A 21813-nucleotide genomic window follows, 5' to 3' on the forward strand; every position below is an offset into this window, starting at 1 on the left:
TTTTAATGAAGTCTTAACAAAAAAACCAACCTACTGTGGCGTACGAAAGCAACGAACAAAAAATTGAAAGTGTTTACAGCAAAAGAATCCGTGCGGGAAAAAGAAGAACTTATTTTTTTGATGTAAGGGCTACCCGTAGCAATGATTATTTTTTAACCATTACAGAAAGCCGTAAAAGGTTTAACGACAATGGTTACGACAGGCATAAAATTTTTCTGTACAAAGAAGATTTTAATAAGTTTACCAAAGCATTAAATGAAGCTGTAGATTATGTGAAAACGGACCTAATGCCTGATTTTGATTTTGATGCTTTTAACCACGACAATTACGAAGAAAATGGGGGAGTAGTTGAAGCCACTGCTGTTGAAGTTGAAGAGGTGGCTATACCAACTATGCCAACTGAATTAAGCGAGGTAGTAGCATCTGTCTCCGTTCCATCTTCAAATCATAGTACTGAGGAAGTTGATAAATGGTAGAACAGTTGGTAAGCATTTTTAACTGATTAATCGTTTTTATACTAATAAAAAAAAGCAGGCATTTTTCGATGCCTGCTTTTTTATGTCCTTTATAAAAGATGCTTTTCTAGTCTGGTAAACGAAGGTATTTTTTTACCTCATCGTAATTATCCCAGTTAATGCCACTAGCCAAACGGGCAGCCTTGCCTCCAGGAATTAGAATATAGCGATACTGTAAATAATTAAAATTTCTTATTCTTCGTGAACTAAGGTTGGCGTTCGATATTAGCGAAATCTCCTGGTTAGTGAAATACGGGTTGGTTGTTACAAGGCCTCCAAAAAGAAAAAGATCGAATAATGGAAGCGGTACGACATATTGGCTCCTGGTAGAGTCACTCCCTAGGTTACAGTACACTCTCATTTCCCCTCTGTTCAAGATAGAATCTACCAGCTGTGGAGCTGGAATTGTAGCCTCATATCCAAGACTATCGGTACCAGCGAAAGTGACATTTAACCAGGCGGAATAAATTACATTAGCGGTACCTGGTGAACCGGGTGAACCTGGGACACCGGGTGCTCCCGCAGCACCTGTGGGACCAGCCGGACCAGCGGGGCCAGCTGCACCAGCAGGACCCTCTTTAGCACATGATGCGAATAATAACGCAATGGCTAAAAATAAAGAGCATTGGATAGTGAGGATTTTTTGTTTCATGAGTGTTTTGACTTTTTAATTTTTGTTAAAGCTTTCTATTAATATTAGGGATTGTACAAGAACAATTTAGGTAAACTTTAGAATAAAAAATGCACTTCTAAGAATTCTTTCGGAATTAATAATACAGCTATAAAGGTGCTGCATAAAACGCTTAACTATTATTTGCTGCTGTACCAGGAGATCCACGATTTGCCGTCTCTGGCACCCACCATATCATAACTTGATTCGCTTGTTTGGACTAAATAAAATCCAGCTGAATTGTAAAGTACCTGCCTCGAAGCTGCAGCTGCACCTGTTGTAGGGTAAGTGCCATATTCACCCAGTTCTCTAAACAGTGCGCGTCCATCGGAAGTAAAGGTCGGTATCCTTGGCGCTGAACCATAATCAACGTTAAGAGAATTGGTTGCCTCGTCTAAAAAAACAGGCGCAAAAAGATCGTTAGTAGTTCCATACTTTGGGTAATAGATTAAAAAGAAATAGGGAAGGTTACCGCTACTTACCAACTTGTTGACCCCAAACGCGTCTTCGACTCCATTTGCATGAAAGCCGTTAAAGGAATACCAATAGTCGTCGCTAACCGCGGCGTAATTCCACCAACGGAAAGGAGCGTTAAGATCGACTTTTAGAGGCACCATAACTTCTGTAATGGTTGCTGCTGCATTATTAACTGTAGCATCGATAACCTGGGTACTTGTCGAAAAGCTTAGATTAGTAATTTGTGATATTCTTAGATTTCCTACCGTAATCGGTTTGGTAAAACCAATACCTCCTAACACTAAAAAGTAATCCGTCATTCGTGAAGAGTCTAAAAGATTTCCGTTAACATCGGTCCATTTTATGGTTCGTGTGGCTGGGTCAAAATTAAAATCTACTGAAGCTGATCCTATTGTTAACCTTTTATAGTATGTCTGAATTTTATTTATTAATAATCCATTTGCTAATTGTCCACTTGTAAAAGCAGCAGCCTCCGCTTGTGTTGCTTTTACCAATACAGCCTTACTTCCATTAAACCTTCCAACCAGATTGATTGTGTCTGCAGAACTTGAGTCGAAATAATATTCAAAATCAGATTGTAAGCCTGCGCCTACCGGCCCTCCGTTCACGTTGGGATTTGGATCGGCAAGAACATGCAGATAAGAGTAGGTGTCAAACAAAAGACTAGGTTGCTGGATAGCTTTGAGGCGATAACTGCTTTCTTTAATATTAACGGCAGAAGCTGAGTCAAAGCTTGATAGCATCTGCACGCGGTTGGAGTTATTGAATTTAAAATAGAAAGTGTAAATACCTCCTCCTTTTGGATATATTAAACCCTTCCAGCCATTGGTCGCACCTGCTAGTTGGGTTTGGTATGCATTGAGGGCATCATTGAGCCTCTCGTCAGGCGGCTTACTAAAAATACTTTCATCATCCTTTTTGCAGGAAGAAAATAAAGTAACTGCGGAAACAATTATTATAAGTAGTTTTTTCATTTATTATTTAACCGGTTTTGATCAAAATAGAAGCGCATTAATTTCAGCTTTCGTTCTTAATTGCAGACTGTAAAAATTTATATTCCATGCCTGTTTGAAGTAGTTGATGACAACGGCTTCCTTTTGTCTTAATCTTGCTTTGGCTTTTTCTGCGGTAGTACCATTGGCTGTAGTACCTGTATAGTTGATAGAGTTAACGAGATCATCGAACCATGGTTTGCCGTTTACTAACATCAATGAAACCATTTCGGCCCAATCTTCTTCTTTACTGGATTGTGCGTAAGGAGTTATGAAACCGTCGTAGAGAGCGTCACGATCAGAAATGTTTAACCAATCAGATGTGTAAGAACTTGCGCTGGATGCGCTAAAATCTATAGGAACTTTGATGCTCTGGTCAAGTATGTGGGCATATTCATGGTGTATTACGTGAAACATTCTTAATACAACCCCATTGTCAGCAACTGAGTAGCCGGGCATACCTTTAATGCGAAAGTTATTGATGTTGCTGAGCACTACTTTTCGCCCCCCTTCTGCAAAACCTTCGACTATTGCCCCTCTTATATAAATGGGGCTACCAACCAAAATCATAAATTTTGGGCTGATCCTTTTAAAGAAAAGGTCGCCGCCTTCAGCTACATATGTATTTATCCATACCTTCTTTATTGCCCTCATTACCGGGATAATTTGTTCTTCTTTCGGAGGAACAAGGGTTTTGTCAAGAAAATTGTTTATCTCAAACTGGTCCCACTTATACTTAACCGAGATGTTATATGGAACGGTAAGGGTATCAAGAATATATTTATCTATTTGACCGCTAACCCAGCTATCACCGCCAAGTCCAGGAATATTATCGACACTGCCTGGTGCAGCTTCTTTCTTACAGGAAGAGGCAAGAATGGCTAATGAAAATAAGAAAAAAGCAACTTTTATAATCTTCATAATAATTGTGTTTATAAACTTACCGGGGATTAGGTGCTAAACCTGCAAGTGTTGTTGATTGCGGAAGTTGTAACACCCTACGGGGATCATCGCGGGTAAGTGTGATAACTTGTCCTTCTCTGGTGGGATGAACGACAGGTATTTTATATCTTAAAATGTCGAACCAACGCATTCCTTCGTGAACGAATTCCGCTCTTTTGTAATATAAAATGGCTGCAATTAAGCCGGCTCTGATATCATTCGCTCCAAAAGCAGATCTTATTCTTGACTCTGTAATGTTATTAGAAGCCGAATAATTGTTTATACGGGTGCTGGCATAAGCATTCAAATTAGCTAAAGCTCCGGCTACATTTCCAGTAGAGGCATAGGCCTCTGCCTGGTTAAACAATACTTCCTCTGCTGTAAAAAGTGGAACCATTACATATGGATCTCCAATGTTTGCATTAACCGAAACCTTTACAAAATATTCATCAATTTTAGGTACCAGGGAATGTGTGCCTTCGTAGGCAGAATATAACTTATAAGCAAAAGTGCCACCGGTTAAAGGATCAGGTCTTGGAAAAATCTGGCTTTGTTTTTCCTCACTAACACCGTAGCGCACATTGTAGTAATTGCGAGACCATAATGATTGGGTCTCCACTAAGAGCAGGTTAGCAGGCTCTGTTGATTTAGCGTAAATTTTAAAAAGTTCAGTTACATCTGTAATGTTTTGATAAGAGCTATTCCAACCCCTTAAATAAGGCAGGTAGTTATTACCCGGAATAGACAGATTAGCATACTGAATAGTTTTGTTATAATCCTTCTTAAACAAGTAAAATCTTGTGGCAAAAGCATTGGCAGCAGAACGGTTAAAATGATACTTTGGAACATTGTAGGCTTTATCTTCTATTAATGGAAGACCTTCTAGGATGTCTTTTTCAACCATATCGTACACATATTGTACTGTCTTTCTTTCATATTGTTTGATGACTACGGTTTCTGGCTCCGTTACATAAGGGATACCGGGGTCAGAGGAAGCTGTTGCTACATCATAAAACTTAGAAAAGAAATTTACAAGCATAAAATGTGCATATGCTCTTGCAAGTAAAGCCTCGCCTTTTTGGTTTCTAAATGTATTAGGATCGGGAGCTTTATTAATTGTTTCCAACGCTAAGTTTGCTGCTGCTATTGCGCTGTAACAGGCGTACCAGTAGCCTTCAGGAGAATCCTGTTGATTTTCTTTCGTATCAATGTAGAAATAGAGATCGTGAATGGTGTTGTCGGTTTGACCATTGCCTATATCAGTAACATTGTCAGACATGGTTTCTGCAATAGGCTGGTAATTGAACTGCGGATAGGCTGTTCCCAGCAATTGAGAAACCTTTTCGGGGCTATTTAACTTTGCCCTGTTGTCTGGTTCTTTATCCAGGTATTTATTGCACGCGGACAAAGTCAGTACAACTAAACAGGAAATATATAAAAAAATGTTTTTCATGCTACTAGTTTAAAGACCAACTTTTAGTGAAAGTGTAAATTGCTTTTGAATCGGTTGGGCAACTCCCCCTGAATTAAAAAATTCCGGATCCTGTCCTTTCAATGTAGGATCAGAATAGATCAGCCATGGGTTTGCAGCCACGGCCGTAACCGCGAGCGATTTAAAGCCTATTCTATCCAGGGTTTTCTTAGTTACATTATAAGTGAGAGATACTGTCTTTAATCTCACAAAACCTCCGTCAGCTATTCTTACTGTAGAATAATTATAGTTGTTGTAAGGGTATCCGCCGCTTCCACCTAACACATACCGTTGAAAAGCATCTACAATAGAGGGTACGTTTGTTAGTTTTTCATCTCCAGGCATCACCCACCTGTCGTTAAATTCTTTAGGCATGGCGTCAAAGTCGGTATATGCTGTTCTGAAGGACGGATAAAGTCTTATTTTATTTCCAGCCTGGTAGGTAACAAATACATTGAGTGAAAAAGCTTTGTAGTTAAAAGTGTTAGATAGACCTCCTGTTAAGGTTGGATCGACAGGTCCGGCATAAACAAGATTTGAGGTGTTTTGATCCTGCAAGTAAACATTTGAACTAACCTCGCCTTTTTCGTTTACAAATTGGGGCACACCGGTAATATGGTCCAGGCCTTTAAAATTAATTGAAAACAAACTGTTAACGGGGTACCCCTGGGTGTTGCCGCCTTCCGCTTTAACAAGGTCAAAAATTAGCGGTATATTTTTTACGTTTGTTATCTTGGTTTCATTGTAGCCTATTGTAAAGTTGGTTCGCCAACCCCAATTCTTTTTACGAATAATACTTCCTCCGATTAATGCTTCGGCACCTCTTGAAGTCATATCTGCATAGTTAGCTGCTTTAAGTGCTTCACCGCCAATACCAGCTGTTTTAATAATGCTGATGAGATCAAAACTATTTCTCTGATAAATATCAAAACTGAAGTTAAGCCTGCCTTTAAATAGTCCCCCATCCAGGCCTATATTGGTTTGGTAGTTTTTTTCCCAGGTAAGATCAGCGTTTTCAAGATTTGCGAGCCTTATAACTGATTCTCTTTCTGTCGGAAATGTTCTGTTAGTAGTAAGGCTTCTTAAAACTGTGTTTGAATTTGTTGCCGGCCCAAGACTGGCAGTCAGACCATAACTACCTCTCAGTTTAAGGAAGTCTATCGCAGTAAGGGTTTCCATAAATTCTTCCTCTTCAATATTCCATGCACCTCCAAAACTCCATGTTGGCAGCCAGCGAGCTTTCGGGGAAGAACCTAACCTGTTGGAACCATCATACCTGACAGTACCATAGAAATTATATCTCTTATTAAAAGTGTACTGAGAGTTGAGATAAAAGGCGGCAAAGCGGTCGTACTCTTTACTCATTCCATAATAAGGAAAACTACTTTCTATAGTTTGTTTTAGAAGGCGATAGTCAACGAATGGTATGCCGCCGTTTTCGTATTGATATCCATAACCGGTATTAGAGAAATTTTGTCGGTCGGCATATTTAATCTGCTGGCCAACAAGAATGTTTACATTATGCTTGTCATTAAAAGTATTGGTATAATTCAAACTATTCCTAACATCAAAATTTAATAACTGGTCTTCCGTCCGATTATAAAATCCGCCGTAAGGCAATACAACAACGGGAGGAGCAGATGGATTGTCAGGGTCTGTATATAAAAACTTGTTAGCTGCAGCAATGGTTGCATTTCCGTTCGCCCTGTAGGCCTGCGCCATGTTGGCGTTTTCGGTAATCTGATGTTCACGTGAAGATTTTACATAGCGAAGTGCACCAATAAACTCGTAACGAAGGTGCTGGTTGAATTTATACCCCAATTCGCCTTGCAACTTTAAGTCTATCACATTTATATCAAGGTAATTATTCTTTAACTCGTTAACGATGTTAAACGGAGCAAAATTTCTCCTGAAATATTCCTCATTACCTCTTTCGTCAAATGCAGTCATTGTTCTGCTCGTATTAAGCCCATAGCTAAAAGGGTTGATATCGAAGTCTCTATCAAACTGTCCGGAAACAGGGTTGCTTACCCGGCCTAATGCCCCGGGTGCTCTTTGTTGACGTACAGAACCTACAGTCATAAAACCTGTAGATAATCTGTCAGAAAAGTTATAATTATTACGGAAGTTTAACGTGTATCTTTTTACTTTATCAGCAATAGTCCAACCATTGTCATTATAAAAGCTTGTTGAAAAAAAGCTTTGCGACCTGTCTGTACCGGATGAAATACTAAGCGAATGCTCCTGGGTTAAAGAATTCTTGAACAAAACGTCAAACCAGTCAGTGTTGGCTGTTGCATACTTTTTAAGAAAGGCTGATTTGGCTTCTGTAGTATTTGCCAATAGAAAAACGCCATAAGCATCAGGAGTATTAATCAGATCAAACATTTTTCCATAAACTCCATAATCTGCCCTGCTAAGAATGTCAGGTTGCAAAATTCCTTTGCGTTCCAACTCACCCAACACAGACATTTGTTGTGCGGAATTCATGATGTTATAGTTACTGTACCGGGGTTTAAGTTGAGTACTGTAGTTGCCGGTGTAATTAACAGTAGGCTTGCCAGCACGACCTTTTTTAGTAGTAATTACCACAACCCCGTTCATTGCTCTTGCACCGTACAGGGCAGTGGCAGCGGCGTCTTTTAAAATATCAAAAGTTTCTATATCGTTTGCGTTAATGCCAGCAACGGACGAACCTAATAAAGTTGTAGGATCACCACTCGACAATTGTTCATTAGATATATTGACAATGTCTTCTAATACAACTCCATCCACCACCCATAAAGGTTTGTTTTCTCCATTGATAGATGTCGCACCTCGCACCCGTACTTTAGGAGCACTGCCAAAAGTGCTTGAAACATTTTGAACAGATACACCAGCTGCCCGCCCTTCAAGCATACGGCTCACATCTATAACACCTTCAATTTTTACATCTTCGGCTTTTAATGTAACGGCAGATCCTGTGAATCGTTTTTTGTCAATTCTTTGAAACCCGGTTACAACAACGTCCTGCAACATACCCAGGTCTGGTTTCATACTAATGTTAATTGATCTTTGTCCTGATGCAAGTCTTACTTCCTGTGTTGCCAGGCCAACAAAACTGACTACCAGCGTAGCTCTTTCAGTAACCCCATTTAATTGAAACTCACCAGCTGCATTTGAACTCGTGCCATTTTTAGTTCCTTTCTCTACAATAGAAACTCCTTGTATCGGCATATCGAGTGAGTCTGTAATCTTTCCCCTTACCGTATTACTTTGAGCGCTTAATGTCATCCCAATTGAGATAAGTAAAAATGTCAAACTAACAACAGGTAGTAGCTTTTTAACGATTAGTACATAGTTGTTGGAAAATGCGAACGCATTTTTTGTCATAATCTTTTTATTTGTTTCTTTCTTATTGTTTGTATAAGTCTTGTTTAAAATGCCCCTTATGCTGTATTATTAGTAAAAGGGCTAAGGCTATCAAGAGAGATGGAGAAACGATATTCCACCGTTCTATAATACTATTTTTTTCCGAAAATATGTCAAAATGAGAAATGGCCTCCTTTAAAATATTCTTTTAATTGTCAAAAGCGGTCAATAAATGTTTGAATACTGTAATAAGTGCCAACCGCAGTTATTAACTTAATTGATATAACTAAATTTTTACAATTGAAACTCCTGAATTTCGATCTTTTCCTTTTAAAACTCCCGCAGAAATAAAAGACATTATAATAGGAAAAGATGAGCACACAATATGCTGCTTCTACCTTGTTAATTTGATAATGCTAGGATGTAATGCAACAATTCTTCGTTGAACTATTCATCGTAAAATTTATCTTTGCAAAAACCGATTTATGCCATCATTCGACATTACCAGCAAAGTTGATTTGCAGACATTAGATAATGCTATTAATACCGTAAAGAAAGAAATTGAGAATCGCTTCGATTTTAAGGGGAGCCCGGTTAAAATAGAATTAAATAAAAAAGATTACAAGATTGACCTTGAAGCTGAGAGTGAAATGAAACTGACTCAGATAACAGATGTAATTCTTAGCCGAAGCATGAAACAGGGCATTTCTCCAGAAGCTTTTGATTTTAGCAACGAACATTCCCCTAGTGGAAAGGTGGTAAGAAAAGAGGTTCCGGTAAGAAATGGAATTAAACAGGAAGATGCAAAAAAGATCGTGAAAGCTATAAAAGACAGCGGATTGAAAGTACAGTCACAAATAATGGATGATGTTATAAGGGTTACAGCAAAAAAGATCGACGAGCTGCAGGATGTAATCTCTCTGTGCAAAAACAGTAATTTTGGAATTGCGCTTCAGTACGTAAACATGAAATCTTAAAGAACCGTAAAATGTTTGTCTTACTTCTAATTTCTTTTGGAGGAGAAGTAGTAAACACATAATTTTGCACGTCGAAATTAAGAAATGCAGCCGCTATAAACCCAGCGAAAAACAACGGCTTTTAAATATCAATACATTATTATGAAACAAGGTCTTCATCCCGCAAATTATCGGTTAGTAGTTTTTAAAGATATGAGTAACGGTCACAGCTTTTTAAGCCGTTCTACAGCCAACTCAAAAGAAACAGTACAATGGGAAGATGGTAACGAATACCCCGTTATAAAATTAGAGATCTCTAACACTTCTCACCCCTTCTATACTGGTAAAAACATGCTTGTAGATACTGCAGGTCGTATTGATAAGTTCAAAAAGCGTTACGCAAAGAAGTAATTTGGTTTTAAAATTATAAAGCGAGCCCCTCTCATCGAGGGGTTTAGTTTTTTATACCACTATCAAAACATTATAAAAATATTTGTAGAACAAGGCTTATAACCTGTTTCAACATTGTTGTGTCACTCACTTGTACTCTATATCTTTATTCATCTAATCTTACCTCTTAGAGAACGACAGCTATAATTCGGCTTAATTTTTTTTGAACTATACATCATTTTCATCTCTTTTTATTCCAAAGAATAATTTCTCCAACAGATTAGCCATCACGACCGCAACTACAGCTCCCACCGCATAACAGACTAAGTCGCTCCACAAAAAACCATATCCTAAAAGAAGACCAAAGGGATAAGTATGCCTGACTGTTTGAATCCAGGGTGCCTGGAACAGTTGAAGCGTTTCTATACATATACAAATGAAGTAAGCAGCTATTGCAACTTGCCATAAAGGTTTACCGGGTGCAAGAAAACGAACACCAAAAAAGATGCAGGTTGCCGACAAGATATCTCCTCCATAAGTTGCTAATATTGCTGGTAGGGTAGCATGGGTTGAGCGGGTACCAAGACCAAGCGGTATAGTAATTATGATAAGTAAAAAGTAAAGACACCGCTTATTTTTTGTCACAGTTCTGTTTTTGTCGTGTTGCTACCTTCAGCAACGTTTGCATGAGAGTTATTAGAACGAAGCCGACTCGCCCTGCTCTGTTTCCTAAAAAGCATCGCGCTCTGTTACCTAAATAAGCGATAACTGCCGAAGTTAGAAAGGGGTTTTCTTATTCCTGGTAGTGCTTGGTGGTAAACAATAGGCACTTTTTTGCAAGCAGCAACAAGTGACATAACGATAGAGCGGAAGATGTTTTTGAAGCTAAGGAATGAAAGCGTTGTGTTGAAATAGAATGTTGCTTGCAAAGGTGGGCAATACCCTCTCAAACTAGATAAAGATGTAGGAGGTGAATGCCTATGCTGCTTACATGTGAGTCCCCCTTGCATTTTTATTGCCGAAAACCTTTTTTAGCAGCACCACGATTTTTTCTACAATAAAACCTACCAACAGTCCGCCAATAGCACAGACCAGTACCTTGGCAAGCCAGGCCAATGCCGGTATATGGGCTAAAGCTTCTTCTAGGTCATGCAGTAGATGACTGGTAAACGGAATGCCATGGGCAATTATTTCGGCACCGACCCAAAGCATGGCTGCCGTACCCACATAACTTAGAATTCCCAGGAAGTGCGGCATAAACTTTACAATGCCGCGGCCAAATTTTTGAAGAGCCGGGTGAAATTTATCACGCGCCAGGTGTGATCCGATATCGTCTGCTTTTACAATGAGGCCAACAAACCCATACACTGCCACTGTAATAAAAACAGCCACGGCCAGCATCACCAAAACCTGGTTTAGCAGCGCCTGGCCAACTACCTGACTGTAAGCAATGGCCATAATTTCTGCAGACAAAATGATATCAGTCCGCACGGCACCTGTAACACGTTCTTTTTCCAGTTCCTCTGGTGTAATGGTTATTGCCGCGTCACTTTGGGTGGGTACTGTAGGGTGTTTGCTAAACATAGCATGCACCTTTTCGTAGCCTTCAAAACATAAATAAGCACCGCCTAACATTAAAACTGGAGTAATAGCCCAGGGGGCAAAGTATCCCAGCAACAAGGCCGCCGGGCTTAGGATAAGCAGTTTATTTACCAACGATTTTTTAGCGATACGGTAAATAATCGAAAGTTCCCGCGATGGGTCGAGGCCCACAACATACTTAGGTGTAACGGCGGTATCGTCGATGACAATGCCCGACACTTTTCCGGTAGTTTTTGTTACCATGGCAGGCACATCATCCAGACTGGCTGCGCTTGCTTTTACCAAAGCTGAAATGTCATCTAATAAAGCAAAAAATCCTGAAGCCATATTTCAATAGTTTGCTACTTAATGTTCGTTTTAAAACTGCTAGGCATTTTTTCTCCCTTTTTGCCGGCAGCAAGTTAAGCGCAGCTTTTTAATTAACAAACTTCGTTCTGCCAACAACTGATTAAGCATGTGTGTAGACTTAAGGGAACGGGCGTACCTGATGAAGCAAGCACAAGAGTAAAAGTGTGCGACGCAACATTGGGTTATTAGAATTTCTACAGTCGGGTACAAAAGAATAAAGCCTAACAATACCAGGGTCAGCAATATTCGTATCATGCTTGGTACAGAATGTTATTAATATTAATGGTATTCCGAAAAGGCTTGTTTAAATCTTTATCGTAATAGCATTTGAAAGCGACTTTTTGACCGATTAAACTACTAAAACCTGCAGTCCTAATATTAAGCATAAAGGTATTTTGTAACAAGCGCAGAATAAGCTTCACTAAACTTTTGTCATTATCCCCACTTAAATAGGCTACCTTTAGTTGCTTTCGAGGTTGTTTTGCCATATCATAATAGTCCTGTTTATATCTGCTTGTAAACAATTTTTACTTTCTCTATAATTCTGCTTTGCAAACAGACTGAGAATTTCTAATCGTATAGGTCGTAGATCATCTGCCTATGCTTTTACTCTTTTTAACTCATTAATAAATTTCAAGTTATGGCTGCATCTGTTCTGCAATCTAAGATTCTCTTTATAAGTACTTTCCCTCCTCGTAAATGTGGAATTGCGAGCTTTACGCACGATTTGGTAAATGCCATTACCAACGAAATAGCGGAAGAAATGGTTATTAATATTTGCGCTCTGGATAAGAAAAAGAATGCCGATTTATACGAGTCGCCCGTTACTATGGTGATGGACGGACATTTATTGGATTCGTGTCTTGAAACCGCTAAAAAAATCAACAAAGACCCTACTATAAAGCTTCTTTGCATAGAACATGAATTTGGTTTATTTGGTGGTGAGCTGGGTGAATATTTACTTGGCTTTTTATCGTTGATTGAAAAACCTTTCATCATTCGTTTTCATACGGTACTTCCTTCTCCTTCTGTAAAAATGTTACACATCGTTCAGTCAATAGGAATGCTTGCCGACAGAGTGATCGTGATGACTAAAAACGCCGCGAGAATATTGAAGGAAGACTATCAGCTAGGTTCGGATAAAATAATCATTATACCGCACGGAACACATGCAAACAGCACAAGAGATAGTGAGGAGTTAAAACTTAAATACAATCTCGACAACAAACATGTGCTTACCACATTTGGCTTACTGAGCCCTAATAAAGGAATTGAAAAGGGCATTTTAGCTATGAGGAAAATCAGTGCAAGTTTTCCTGATGCTGTGTATATTGTTTTGGGGCAAACTCATCCTAACTTATTAGAGGAGGAAGGTGAAAAATACCGCGACTATTTGCAACAGTTAATAGTTGATAATGGCCTGGAAGAAAACGTAAGACTGATAAATGAATATGTTCCTACAAAGAAACTGATGGAATATTTAACGTTGACAGATATATACCTTTTTACTTCAAAAGATCCCAACCAGGCAGTTAGTGGTACGTTCTTATATGCAATGAGCGCAGGTTGCCCGATTATTTCAAACTCGTTTGTTTTGGCTAAGGAAATGCTGGATGATAGAACAGGCGTTATTTTAACGCCGGGTAAGGATCATGAATTAGCCGAGAATGCAATCAGGATTCTTGAAGACCCGGAGCTAAAAAAAGAAATGAGTAATAATGCCTTTCTAAAAACAAGGAATACTACCTGGGAAAAAGTAGGTCAAAAGCATTCGAATTTATTTCTAAACATTTTGGAAGTACCCTTATTTACGCCGGAGTTAACTACTCAATACGTAAACTAAAAAGTAGTGATTGCTTTTATGGGTGGGCATAGGTAGTGCTATAAACATTGTTGGGGCAGGTAAGCCGGCTTTTTATACTTCCATTGACGAATTTAAAATAATTGTACAAGTGAGTGACACAACCGGAGGTGCACAAAGAATTGATGTCGGTTACCAAATAAAAAACATGAGTTAAGAGGCGACTCTTAAGTCAATTACAATATTGCAATAAATATTAAAACAAAATTTATGGAAACAGCAGAGGTATTAGTTCACTCAAACCCGCGTGTTCTTAAGAATAAAGACCTGCCACAGTTTAATTTTTCTCACATCAAAAGTCTTACAGATGATACCGGTATTATACAACACGCCATATTCAATATACCAAACCGCAAAGAGGGATATTGTATAGATGATAATGCAAGGGCCTTATTGCTGGCTGTATGGGCGTGTAAGGATAAACAACATTCGAGTGTCTTACCACTTCTACAGGTTTACTTAAGCTTTATTCACTACATGCAGACTGAGAATGGCGAGTTTAAGAATTTTATGAGTTATACTAAAGAAGCTTATGAAGAACGTGGCTCGGAGGATTCTTTCGGCCGCACCATTATGGCGCTTGGATTTCTTGTTAATGAAGCTCCTTCTCACCTGCTTAGTAAAACAGGCGCCGATATTTTTGCGAAAGCATATAGACATATAGACCAGCTTGTTTCTATACGTGGCATTGCTAATTCAATTGTTGGCGTTTGCCAGTATATTAAATACAATTACCCTGATGACGTGAAAAGAGACCTTGTGATAAAACTTGCCGACAAAATGGTTGGCATGTATGAAGCAAACAAGGACAGTAAATGGCATTGGTTTGAACCAGTTCTTACTTATGACAACGCTATATTACCCCTTGCTTTATTAAATGCGTACGAGGTTTCGAGCGATGAAAACTATTTGAATATTGCTTTAGAGGCTATGTGTTTTTTAGAGTCAAAAGTATTTCATTATGGGGTGTTAAGCCCAATCGGAAACCAGGGTTGGCTCAGGCGCGGAAGTGCTGCAGCAAGATTTGATCAACAGGGTATTGATGCAATGGCGATGGTTCTTTTTTATCAGCAGGCTTTTAGAATTACCCGAAACAAAAAGTACTTAAGCCGTATGTATCAAAGTTATTTATGGTTTCTTGGTACCAACGATCTTGGAGTGGCTTTGTACGACCCTAGCACTGGCGGATGCGCCGATGGGTTACATAGCGAAGGCATTAACCTAAACCAGGGCGCAGAAAGCACTTTGGCATACTGGATTTCACATATGGTAGTAGCAGCGGCAATTGCAGAATGAGAGTAGCCATTTTAGCTCCTGTTACCTGGCGTACTCCGCCCCGTAACTATGGCCCATGGGAACAGGTAGCTTCTGTATTAACAGAAGGATTGGTAAAGCAAGGGGTAGATGTAACGTTGTTTGCAACAGGAGACTCTGTTACGCAGGCAAAACTGCAATCTATAAGGCAAAAGCCATTAGGTGAATTTCCCGGGGATGCGAAAGTTGTTGAATGCCTGCACATTTCTAATGTAATGGAACAAGCCGAAAAGTTTGATATCATTCACAATCACTTCGATTTTCTTCCCCTTACTTATACAGGTTTAATCCGTACTCCGGTTATAACAACTATACATGGTTTTTCTTCAGAACAAATTGTTCCTGTTTATAAGAAATATAACGCACGCACTTCGTATGTTTCTATCAGCGATAGCGACAGGCATCCCGACCTGAAATACCTGGGTACTGTTTATAACGGCTTAAACGAGCAACAGTTTGAGTTCGGGCAGGGAAAGGGTGATTTTCTTTTATACTTTGGCAGAATACATCCACAAAAAGGAGCGTATGAAGCTATTCAGATAGCCATTCAATCAAATAAAAAACTTATCCTTTGCGGGCTTATACAAGAGCAATCATACTTTGATGAAAAAGTAGCTCCATATCTTAATGAATCCTCTGTCATTTATTTGGGTAATGCAGGGCCCGAACAGCGCAATCGATTACTGGGAGATGCAATTGCACTATTACATCCCATTGATTTTGAAGAACCATTTGGGCTAAGCGTAGCTGAAGCGATGATGTGTGGTACCCCTGTAATTGCCTTTAAAAGGGGCTCGATGAAAGAATTGATTGTTGACGGTAAAACCGGGTTTTTGGTAGATAACATTGAAGAAGCAGTTGTTGCAGTTAAAAAGACCGCGGGTATAAAAAGGTCTGAATGCCGCGATCACGCTATGGAGAAATTTAGCAGTGATACGATGGCATTAAGTTATATGAAATTGTATGAGCAGGTGGTAACGAACGCGAGTAATTTTTAATTTTGTTACAAGCATTTGTGCTTGTGGCATCCTGGTTGTGTCACTCACTTGTACCGCAAATCTATTTTCAGCGTGCTTGAAACAGTTGGAATATATTGAAAAAGCGAAAAATATGCGGTGGTTTTCAAACAATAGGCTGCAGAATTTCTTTTCTTAGAAATTAAGAGGTAAAAGACGAAACGGTTTGGATTATTTTATGCAGGTTTCAACAGGATGGAATGCCATTATAAAATGGTACAGAATTATTAAATATGGGTTAATACTTTTCCTTCTACTCTTTAAGCGTCTTCTGGGCACTAAAAGTACAAGTGTGCGACGCAACAATGCTTAACAGAAATGCTGTTGCCGGTTACCAAAAAAACGACTTATTGTTAATTGCTCTTCAAAATCTCATCTAACAACTCGCTAAGCGAAACGGTTGCAAAAGATGAGGCATGATCAGATACAGCATAAGGTATAAATAATTTATTACCATGTATTATAGAGCCGCAGGAGTAAACAACGTTTGGTACATACCCATCTCTTTCATCTTCGTTGGGTACCAACATTGGTTCTTTCAAACGGCCAAGCTCCCTGGTAGGATTATCAAGATCAAACAAACTTGCACCGAGGCAATATTTACGCATAGGCCCCACTCCATGTGTTATTACAAGCCAACCTTTTTCAGTTTCAATTGGCGAACCGGCATTTCCGATCTGCACGAACTCCCACGGAAATTTTGGCTGTTGCAATAGAGTTGCTTCTTCCCACACAAAGATGTCATCGGAGAACATGATATAATTATTGATGTTATCAATGCGCGAAAGCATTACATATTGCCCGTTAATTTTGCGGGGAAATAATGCAAGGTTTTTGTTTATAGCAGCTTTTCCGTGAAGTGGAGCAATTTTAAAATGACAGAAATCGGTAGTTATAATTAATTGGGGTAAAATAAAAGAACCATCATAAGCAGTGTATGTGGCAATGTATGTAGCTGAGCCGTCATCTTCAATAAATCGTACAAATCTCGCATCCTCAATTCCGTTCTTTTCGGTACGTGTTACAGGAAAAATAACACGTTCTGAAATGAGTGAGTCAGTTGAAAAATGCAATTCATAGTTTGTATTCACCCTGCCTAAAATGTCGAACCGTATCTTCTTTTTTTCAAAAGGAGCTTCTATTGTTAGCAAAGCATTTTCTAAAACATGCTCAATTTCTTTGTAAGAAAACTGATCTTTCAATTCGTTTAAAATAGCAGTACCCAAATTTTCAGGCAGACTTATCCGATCTAATAAATTTTTAAAATCAGATTTGCTGTCTTTTTTTTGCTGCGTCATAACCCCCTCCCTTATAAACCTGCCGGATGGTTCAAGGTGTATCATTGCATTTTCATCCAACAACGCTTGTTTGAAAACGATGGAAGAAATGTGACTTTCGCCGGTGGCCCTAAAACTTATAATTACTTTTTTTTGTCCGATCCCTGCCCCACGTTGATCGGGATCTTCTACTATTGAAGGATTGAACAAAGCGGCTGCTTCAATAGAATACTCCATAGTAAAATAGGAACCAATAATCTGCTTTTTTTCTTCAGATAAGATAATTAGTTCCTCTTCTGTTATTAAGTAGTTTATTAGTTCGAAATGCCTTGTAAAAATTGTCTTTATATTTTTGTATCGTAACGAGAATTCATTTAAAACCTCGTGCAATAAATTACTTGCCTCATCTTCCTGCATGTGCAGTATTCTTTCGATAAGTGTTCTGGCACGTACATCGCCTGTGTTGAAAAATCTTGGAATTACTTTCTTATAATCTGGATTAATTCTTGAGTTAATTCTTGTAACAGATACTGGCATTTTTGTTTACTTGGGATAGCTGACGAAGGTATGCTAATAACATCTCTAACCTGTTTATATAAAGGAATACCAGTTTTTTGCCAGAACTGGAAATACGCTACTATAGCTAACATTGGCTATTGTTTAAGCACCAGGCCGAATGTGCTGCATTTCTTCCAGTGCTTTCCGTAAAACACATTATCTGTAGTCTCATTTGCAATAGGCCTATTGCAACAGGTGAAAAGGCGTTGGCGGTAGGAATGCATTTAACGTAATTAATGGTAAAGGAGGTGCATGCCGGGCGACACAACTGGCAGCTTTAGACAGCGACGGGAGTGCTTACTCCTTTAATGAATTAGCAAAAGCGAAATTATGCGGGAAAAACAACGTTAAAAGTAGCTCCGACTCCAACAGTACTTTCAACCCATACTTGTCCCTGATGATTATCTACTACTTTTTGTACGATGGCTAGTCCTAAGCCGGTTCCTTCATACTCGGCTTTGCCGTGTAACCTTTTAAAGATGCCGAAGATCTGATGTAAATGCTCTTCCGCTATTCCAATGCCGTTATCTGAAACCTCGATTTGATGAAAAAATTTATCAGTGAAATTAGCTGGAATTCGGTCTGCATAACGCGCCCCAATTATTTTCCTTGAACTTAGTTGTATAAGGGGCGCAATTTCTTTTTTATGGTACTTTATTCCATTGCTAATCAGGTTTTGAAACAACTGCTTCATTTGTCGTGGATCGCCTTTTATTACAGGTAAATCCTCTTTTTTGATTACTGCATTTGTTTCTATAATGGTTGCCTCCATATCTTCCATTACCTCTTCTACTACTTTGTTAAGGTCAACATCAATAGCGCTTGTATTGCCTAAAGTAGAATTAGAGTAATCGAGCAAATCATTAATTAAGTTGCTCATACGGCTAACTGCCTGGCTAATCTTACCTGCATAACGTTGGTTAATTTCGCTAATCTCTGTTCCTAATCCGTTCATTAACCTTTCGGTAAAGAAATGAATTTTGCGTAAAGGTTCTTGCAGATCGTGAGAAGCAGCATAAGAGAATTGCTTAAGCTGCTCGTTTGCTATCTTCAGTTCAGTTGTTCTTTCCTCAATTTTTCTTTCCAGTAAAGAAGCAGCTTCTTTTTCTTCCGTAATATCAAGCGCAGTTCCTATTAAATAATTATTGCCTTGCTGACTGATCAGCGTTCCGTTTAACCGGATCCACCGAATGGTACGGTCAGGCAATTTTAACCGTGCTTCGTACAGCAAACTTCCTGTTTCCCTTGCGATAGCATGAGCTTTTTCCCGAATTGCCTGATCCTCTTCAATAACTGCATCTAAAAAATTTTTGTAACTCCAACTTTTATCTGGATCTAAACCAAATATTTCGGCAGCTCTACGGCTATGTATTATGGTTTGTTTATCAACATCAATTTCAAAGGTGCCCATAGCCGCAGACGCAACAGCTAAACGCGTTCTTGCTTCACTTTCTTTAAGGGCATCTTCTGCCACCTTTCTACTGGTAATATCTTGCATCGACCCTAACATTCTAATAGCCACCCCTTCTTCATTATGTAACGCATAACCGCGATCAAAAACAGTAGCATAACTTTTATCTTTCTTTAAAAATCGATATTCTTCTGACCAGTTTTTACCGCCTTTTATCACCTGATGAATATTTTCTACTACCCGTTCTTTATCATCGGGGTGAACACGCTTATACCATGAGTCTATAGTTGGTTCAATGTCTTCGTCCTTGTAACCAAACAACTCCTTAAAGCCTTCGTTCCACCAAATCAGGTTTGTTTTCAGATCCCAGTCCCAAATACAGTCTTGCGTAGCCTTTGCCACCAAGTCAAATCTTTCATTGGTTTCAATGATATCTTCTTCCGCTTTTTTCTGGTCATGAACGTCGGTGGTAGTGCCATACCATTTTATAATTTTTCCAGATTCATTTTTCATTGCAGTACCACGTGCTAAAAACCAGCGATAAGCACCGTCATGTCTTTTAACCCGGTATTCTAACTCGTAACCAACACCTGTCTCAACTGCGAGTGCCCAGGCTCTAACCGTTTTTTCTATGTCGTTTGGATGAAGTGTTCGTAGCCATCCTCTTCCAGCAAGCTCATCAAGATGTAACCCTGTATAACCATTCCATCTTTCATTAAAAAAATAGGCATTGCCATCGCCATCTGTAGCCCAAACAAGCTGGGGCATGGTGTCAGTAACAAATCTTAGTTCTTTATTTGCAGCTTCCAGTTGACCTTCAATTTTTTCTTGTTTTGCAACTGCCAGCCTAAACTCCAATTCATTCATTACCATCTTTGAAAAACGAACCAACAATTCTTCTTCTAAGGCTGTAAATATTCTTTGCTCCTTGTCAACAATACAAACAGAACCAATATTGTGTCCGTCTAAAGTTATCAAAGGAGCCCCCGCATAAAAGCGCAAACCAAAATCGCCGTGAACCAGAGGATTTGCCAGTAGACAAGGCTCATTTTTGGGGTCAGAAAAAATAGTGGGCGCAGGTGAAAGAATGGCGAAGGAACAAAGACTTACACTTCGGTCCGTATATTTTACACCCGGCATTCCGATGTTGCCTTTAAAAAACACTTTGTCCTCATCTACAAGAGATACAAGGGCAATGGGTGTTTTAAAAACATGGGTCATTATTTTAGCAATATTATTAAATGACTCTTCAACAGAAGTATCAAGGATTTCATAGCGCCGTAACGCAGTTAATCGTTTTTCTTCATCCTTAGGAAGAATATTATGTTCAGAGGGTAAAATATTCAAACTACTACGGGTTTTTAAGCAGGTAAACTTATATAACCATTTCTATCCGACATTGTTGTAAAATGTGTTTTTGACTTTCTGGTGTTCCACTCTTTCAAGGGTAATCCTTCGAACTTTTGTTTTTGATGTAGCCAGCCACAGAGTTTCAATTAAACATCGTTGTGTCACACCCGTGTACATTTCGTAAATTATCTCAACGCTAACCGTACGTCTTTTTCAATCGAATAATGTACTCGTTATAATCCTGGTCGATATCCGTGCCAGCAGTTCAAAAGGGTTTAGTTGCTGTTGCAGACAGCCTTTTACTTAGGGAAAAAGAAACCGAAACAGTACTTTATGAAGTAAGAAAAAGCTAAAAATAATTTTTACGGTGGAAGAATAATAGTTATTACCATAAAAATGATACCGCTTTTTTACATTAATTTTTAATCTTTATTCATCTAAGCCCTCCGAAAAGGAATGCAGGAAGGGTTTATTAGGAATATAAACGCCGAAGTTGTGATGGAGGGGATATATGTTTTATATAACGCTATTAGTAAGCATGAACAATTTAAGGTTTTCGAGCAGCAGGCATGGGGTATCTTTTTTAATACCATTGGACTAACCATCAGAGGGTTTTGCACAGCGAAAGGAGCGGATGAGTTAGATACTCATGTCGAAGATATTAAAGCCGCTGGAGGGGTGAAAGCATTTAAGAAAACAACGACCCTAACATAGGTGCAAAGGTTATTATTACGGTCATTAATTATTTGCTATCCGTCTTATAATTATTATCGGCTTTTGAATTTTTAATAAAAAACAAAAAAACAATCAGGATCATGAAAAAGTTAACAGCATTATTTGCAGGGCTATTCTTACTACTTCTATCATTTAACGCCCCCGCACAGACAGCACCAGCAAAAGATTATTTTGTAGCTAAGTGGGATCTGCTAATGGAAGGACTTCCTCAAGGCGATCCGCGCCTCATAGTTGATTTACAACGTAAGGATGGTAAATTAACCGGTACTATTTTAGACTCTACCAGCAAAGAAATCGCAAAGATTACCAGGGTAGAAGAAACGCCAACTACAGTCACTGTTTACTTCACTGCGCAGGATTACGATGTAAATCTGGCTATAAATAAAAAAGACGAAGACCACGTAACTGCAAGTTTGTTAGGAATGTTCGAGGGTAAAGGTGTACGGATGAAGGAAACAAAATAGTTGAGCCTGTTAATTAAAAACAGGTATGGCAGCAATGCCCCCATACCTGTTTCTAATTAATAAAAGTACAGCTGTCAGCTTTGAGCTGGTGATATTTTAATTAATAGTATTGT

Annotated in this window: 18 protein-coding genes; 9 read left to right on the plus strand and 9 right to left on the minus strand. The window is 38.9% G+C overall.

Annotation, left to right across the window (positions count from 1 at the left end; translation table 11 throughout):
- Positions 1-35 precede the first annotated feature (35 nt).
- Entirely contained in the window at positions 36-476 is a 441-nt protein-coding gene (locus JWR87_RS15125) for a DUF3276 family protein (RefSeq protein ID WP_297821595.1), read from the plus strand.
- A gap of 106 nt (positions 477-582) precedes the next feature.
- On the opposite strand, the gene JWR87_RS15130 is transcribed toward JWR87_RS15125, so the two are convergent.
- The 5 genes from JWR87_RS15130 to JWR87_RS15150 all read right to left on the minus strand — a co-directional run bounded on the left by JWR87_RS15130 (position 583) and on the right by JWR87_RS15150 (position 8439).
- Positions 583-1167, minus strand: a complete 585-nt coding sequence (locus tag JWR87_RS15130) for a hypothetical protein (RefSeq protein WP_297821597.1) — start codon at positions 1165-1167, stop codon at positions 583-585.
- A gap of 158 nt (positions 1168-1325) precedes the next feature.
- Complete coding sequence (locus tag JWR87_RS15135; protein ID WP_297821599.1) at positions 1326-2636, minus strand: DUF4302 domain-containing protein; 1311 nt, start codon at positions 2634-2636, stop codon at positions 1326-1328.
- A 21-nt stretch (positions 2637-2657) separates the two neighbouring features.
- Positions 2658-3575, minus strand: coding sequence for a substrate import-associated zinc metallohydrolase lipoprotein (locus JWR87_RS15140; protein ID WP_297821601.1), 918 nt, complete (start codon positions 3573-3575; stop codon positions 2658-2660).
- Between the two features lie 19 nt (positions 3576-3594).
- The gene (locus JWR87_RS15145; RefSeq protein WP_297821603.1) at positions 3595-5049 is read right to left on the minus strand and encodes a RagB/SusD family nutrient uptake outer membrane protein; all 1455 of its coding nucleotides are present in this window, start codon (positions 5047-5049) and stop codon (positions 3595-3597) included.
- Positions 5050-5058: 9 nt separating this feature from the next.
- Entirely contained in the window at positions 5059-8439 is a 3381-nt protein-coding gene (locus tag JWR87_RS15150) for a SusC/RagA family TonB-linked outer membrane protein (RefSeq protein ID WP_297821605.1), read from the minus strand.
- A gap of 464 nt (positions 8440-8903) precedes the next feature.
- On the opposite strand from JWR87_RS15150, the gene JWR87_RS15155 reads away from it, so the two are divergent.
- A complete protein-coding gene (locus JWR87_RS15155; protein ID WP_297821607.1) occupies positions 8904-9395 on the plus strand; it encodes a YajQ family cyclic di-GMP-binding protein in 492 nt (163 codons plus the stop codon).
- Between the two features lie 141 nt (positions 9396-9536).
- Complete coding sequence (locus JWR87_RS15160; RefSeq protein WP_147204981.1) at positions 9537-9785, plus strand: type B 50S ribosomal protein L31; 249 nt, start codon at positions 9537-9539, stop codon at positions 9783-9785.
- Between the two features lie 207 nt (positions 9786-9992).
- On the opposite strand, the gene JWR87_RS15165 is transcribed toward JWR87_RS15160, so the two are convergent.
- The gene (locus JWR87_RS15165) at positions 9993-10409 is read right to left on the minus strand and encodes a DUF2809 domain-containing protein (protein WP_297821612.1); all 417 of its coding nucleotides are present in this window, start codon (positions 10407-10409) and stop codon (positions 9993-9995) included.
- A gap of 342 nt (positions 10410-10751) precedes the next feature.
- Positions 10752-11693, minus strand: coding sequence for a DUF808 domain-containing protein (locus tag JWR87_RS15170; RefSeq protein WP_297821614.1), 942 nt, complete (start codon positions 11691-11693; stop codon positions 10752-10754).
- Positions 11694-12354: 661 nt separating this feature from the next.
- Here JWR87_RS15170 and JWR87_RS15175 point away from each other — a divergent pair.
- The 4 genes from JWR87_RS15175 to JWR87_RS15190 are packed head-to-tail and all read left to right on the plus strand — an operon-like array spanning position 12355 to position 15887.
- The gene (locus tag JWR87_RS15175) at positions 12355-13557 is read left to right on the plus strand and encodes a glycosyltransferase (protein WP_297821616.1); all 1203 of its coding nucleotides are present in this window, start codon (positions 12355-12357) and stop codon (positions 13555-13557) included.
- 10 nt (positions 13558-13567) lie between these two features.
- Positions 13568-13732, plus strand: a complete 165-nt coding sequence (locus JWR87_RS15180) for a hypothetical protein (protein WP_297821618.1) — start codon at positions 13568-13570, stop codon at positions 13730-13732.
- 53 nt (positions 13733-13785) lie between these two features.
- The gene (locus JWR87_RS15185; RefSeq protein ID WP_297821621.1) at positions 13786-14871 is read left to right on the plus strand and encodes a glycosyltransferase; all 1086 of its coding nucleotides are present in this window, start codon (positions 13786-13788) and stop codon (positions 14869-14871) included.
- Positions 14868-15887, plus strand: coding sequence for a glycosyltransferase family 4 protein (locus JWR87_RS15190; protein WP_297821623.1), 1020 nt, complete (start codon positions 14868-14870; stop codon positions 15885-15887). The genes JWR87_RS15185 and JWR87_RS15190 overlap by 4 nt, the downstream gene beginning before the upstream one ends.
- Positions 15888-16258: 371 nt before the next feature.
- Here JWR87_RS15190 and JWR87_RS15195 read toward each other — a convergent pair whose 3' ends face one another.
- Both JWR87_RS15195 and JWR87_RS15200 read right to left on the minus strand, forming a co-directional pair.
- On the minus strand, positions 16259-17719 hold the full coding sequence (locus JWR87_RS15195; protein ID WP_297821625.1) for a glycoside hydrolase family 130 protein: 1461 nt from the start codon (positions 17717-17719) through the stop codon (positions 16259-16261).
- A 349-nt stretch (positions 17720-18068) separates the two neighbouring features.
- Positions 18069-20498 (minus strand): PAS domain-containing protein, encoded by a 2430-nt coding sequence (locus JWR87_RS15200; RefSeq protein ID WP_297821628.1) that lies wholly within the window; start codon positions 20496-20498, stop codon positions 18069-18071.
- A gap of 459 nt (positions 20499-20957) precedes the next feature.
- On the opposite strand from JWR87_RS15200, the gene JWR87_RS15205 reads away from it, so the two are divergent.
- Positions 20958-21215 carry a hypothetical protein gene (locus JWR87_RS15205; protein WP_297821630.1) on the plus strand — a complete coding sequence of 86 codons (258 nt, stop codon included), beginning with the start codon at positions 20958-20960 and terminating at the stop codon, positions 21213-21215.
- Between the two features lie 101 nt (positions 21216-21316).
- Positions 21317-21700 (plus strand): hypothetical protein, encoded by a 384-nt coding sequence (locus tag JWR87_RS15210; RefSeq protein ID WP_297821632.1) that lies wholly within the window; start codon positions 21317-21319, stop codon positions 21698-21700.
- Positions 21701-21813 lie beyond the last annotated feature (113 nt).

This window comes from Segetibacter sp. (genome assembly GCF_025963695.1).
Taxonomy (GTDB): Bacteria; Bacteroidota; Bacteroidia; order Chitinophagales; family Chitinophagaceae; genus Segetibacter.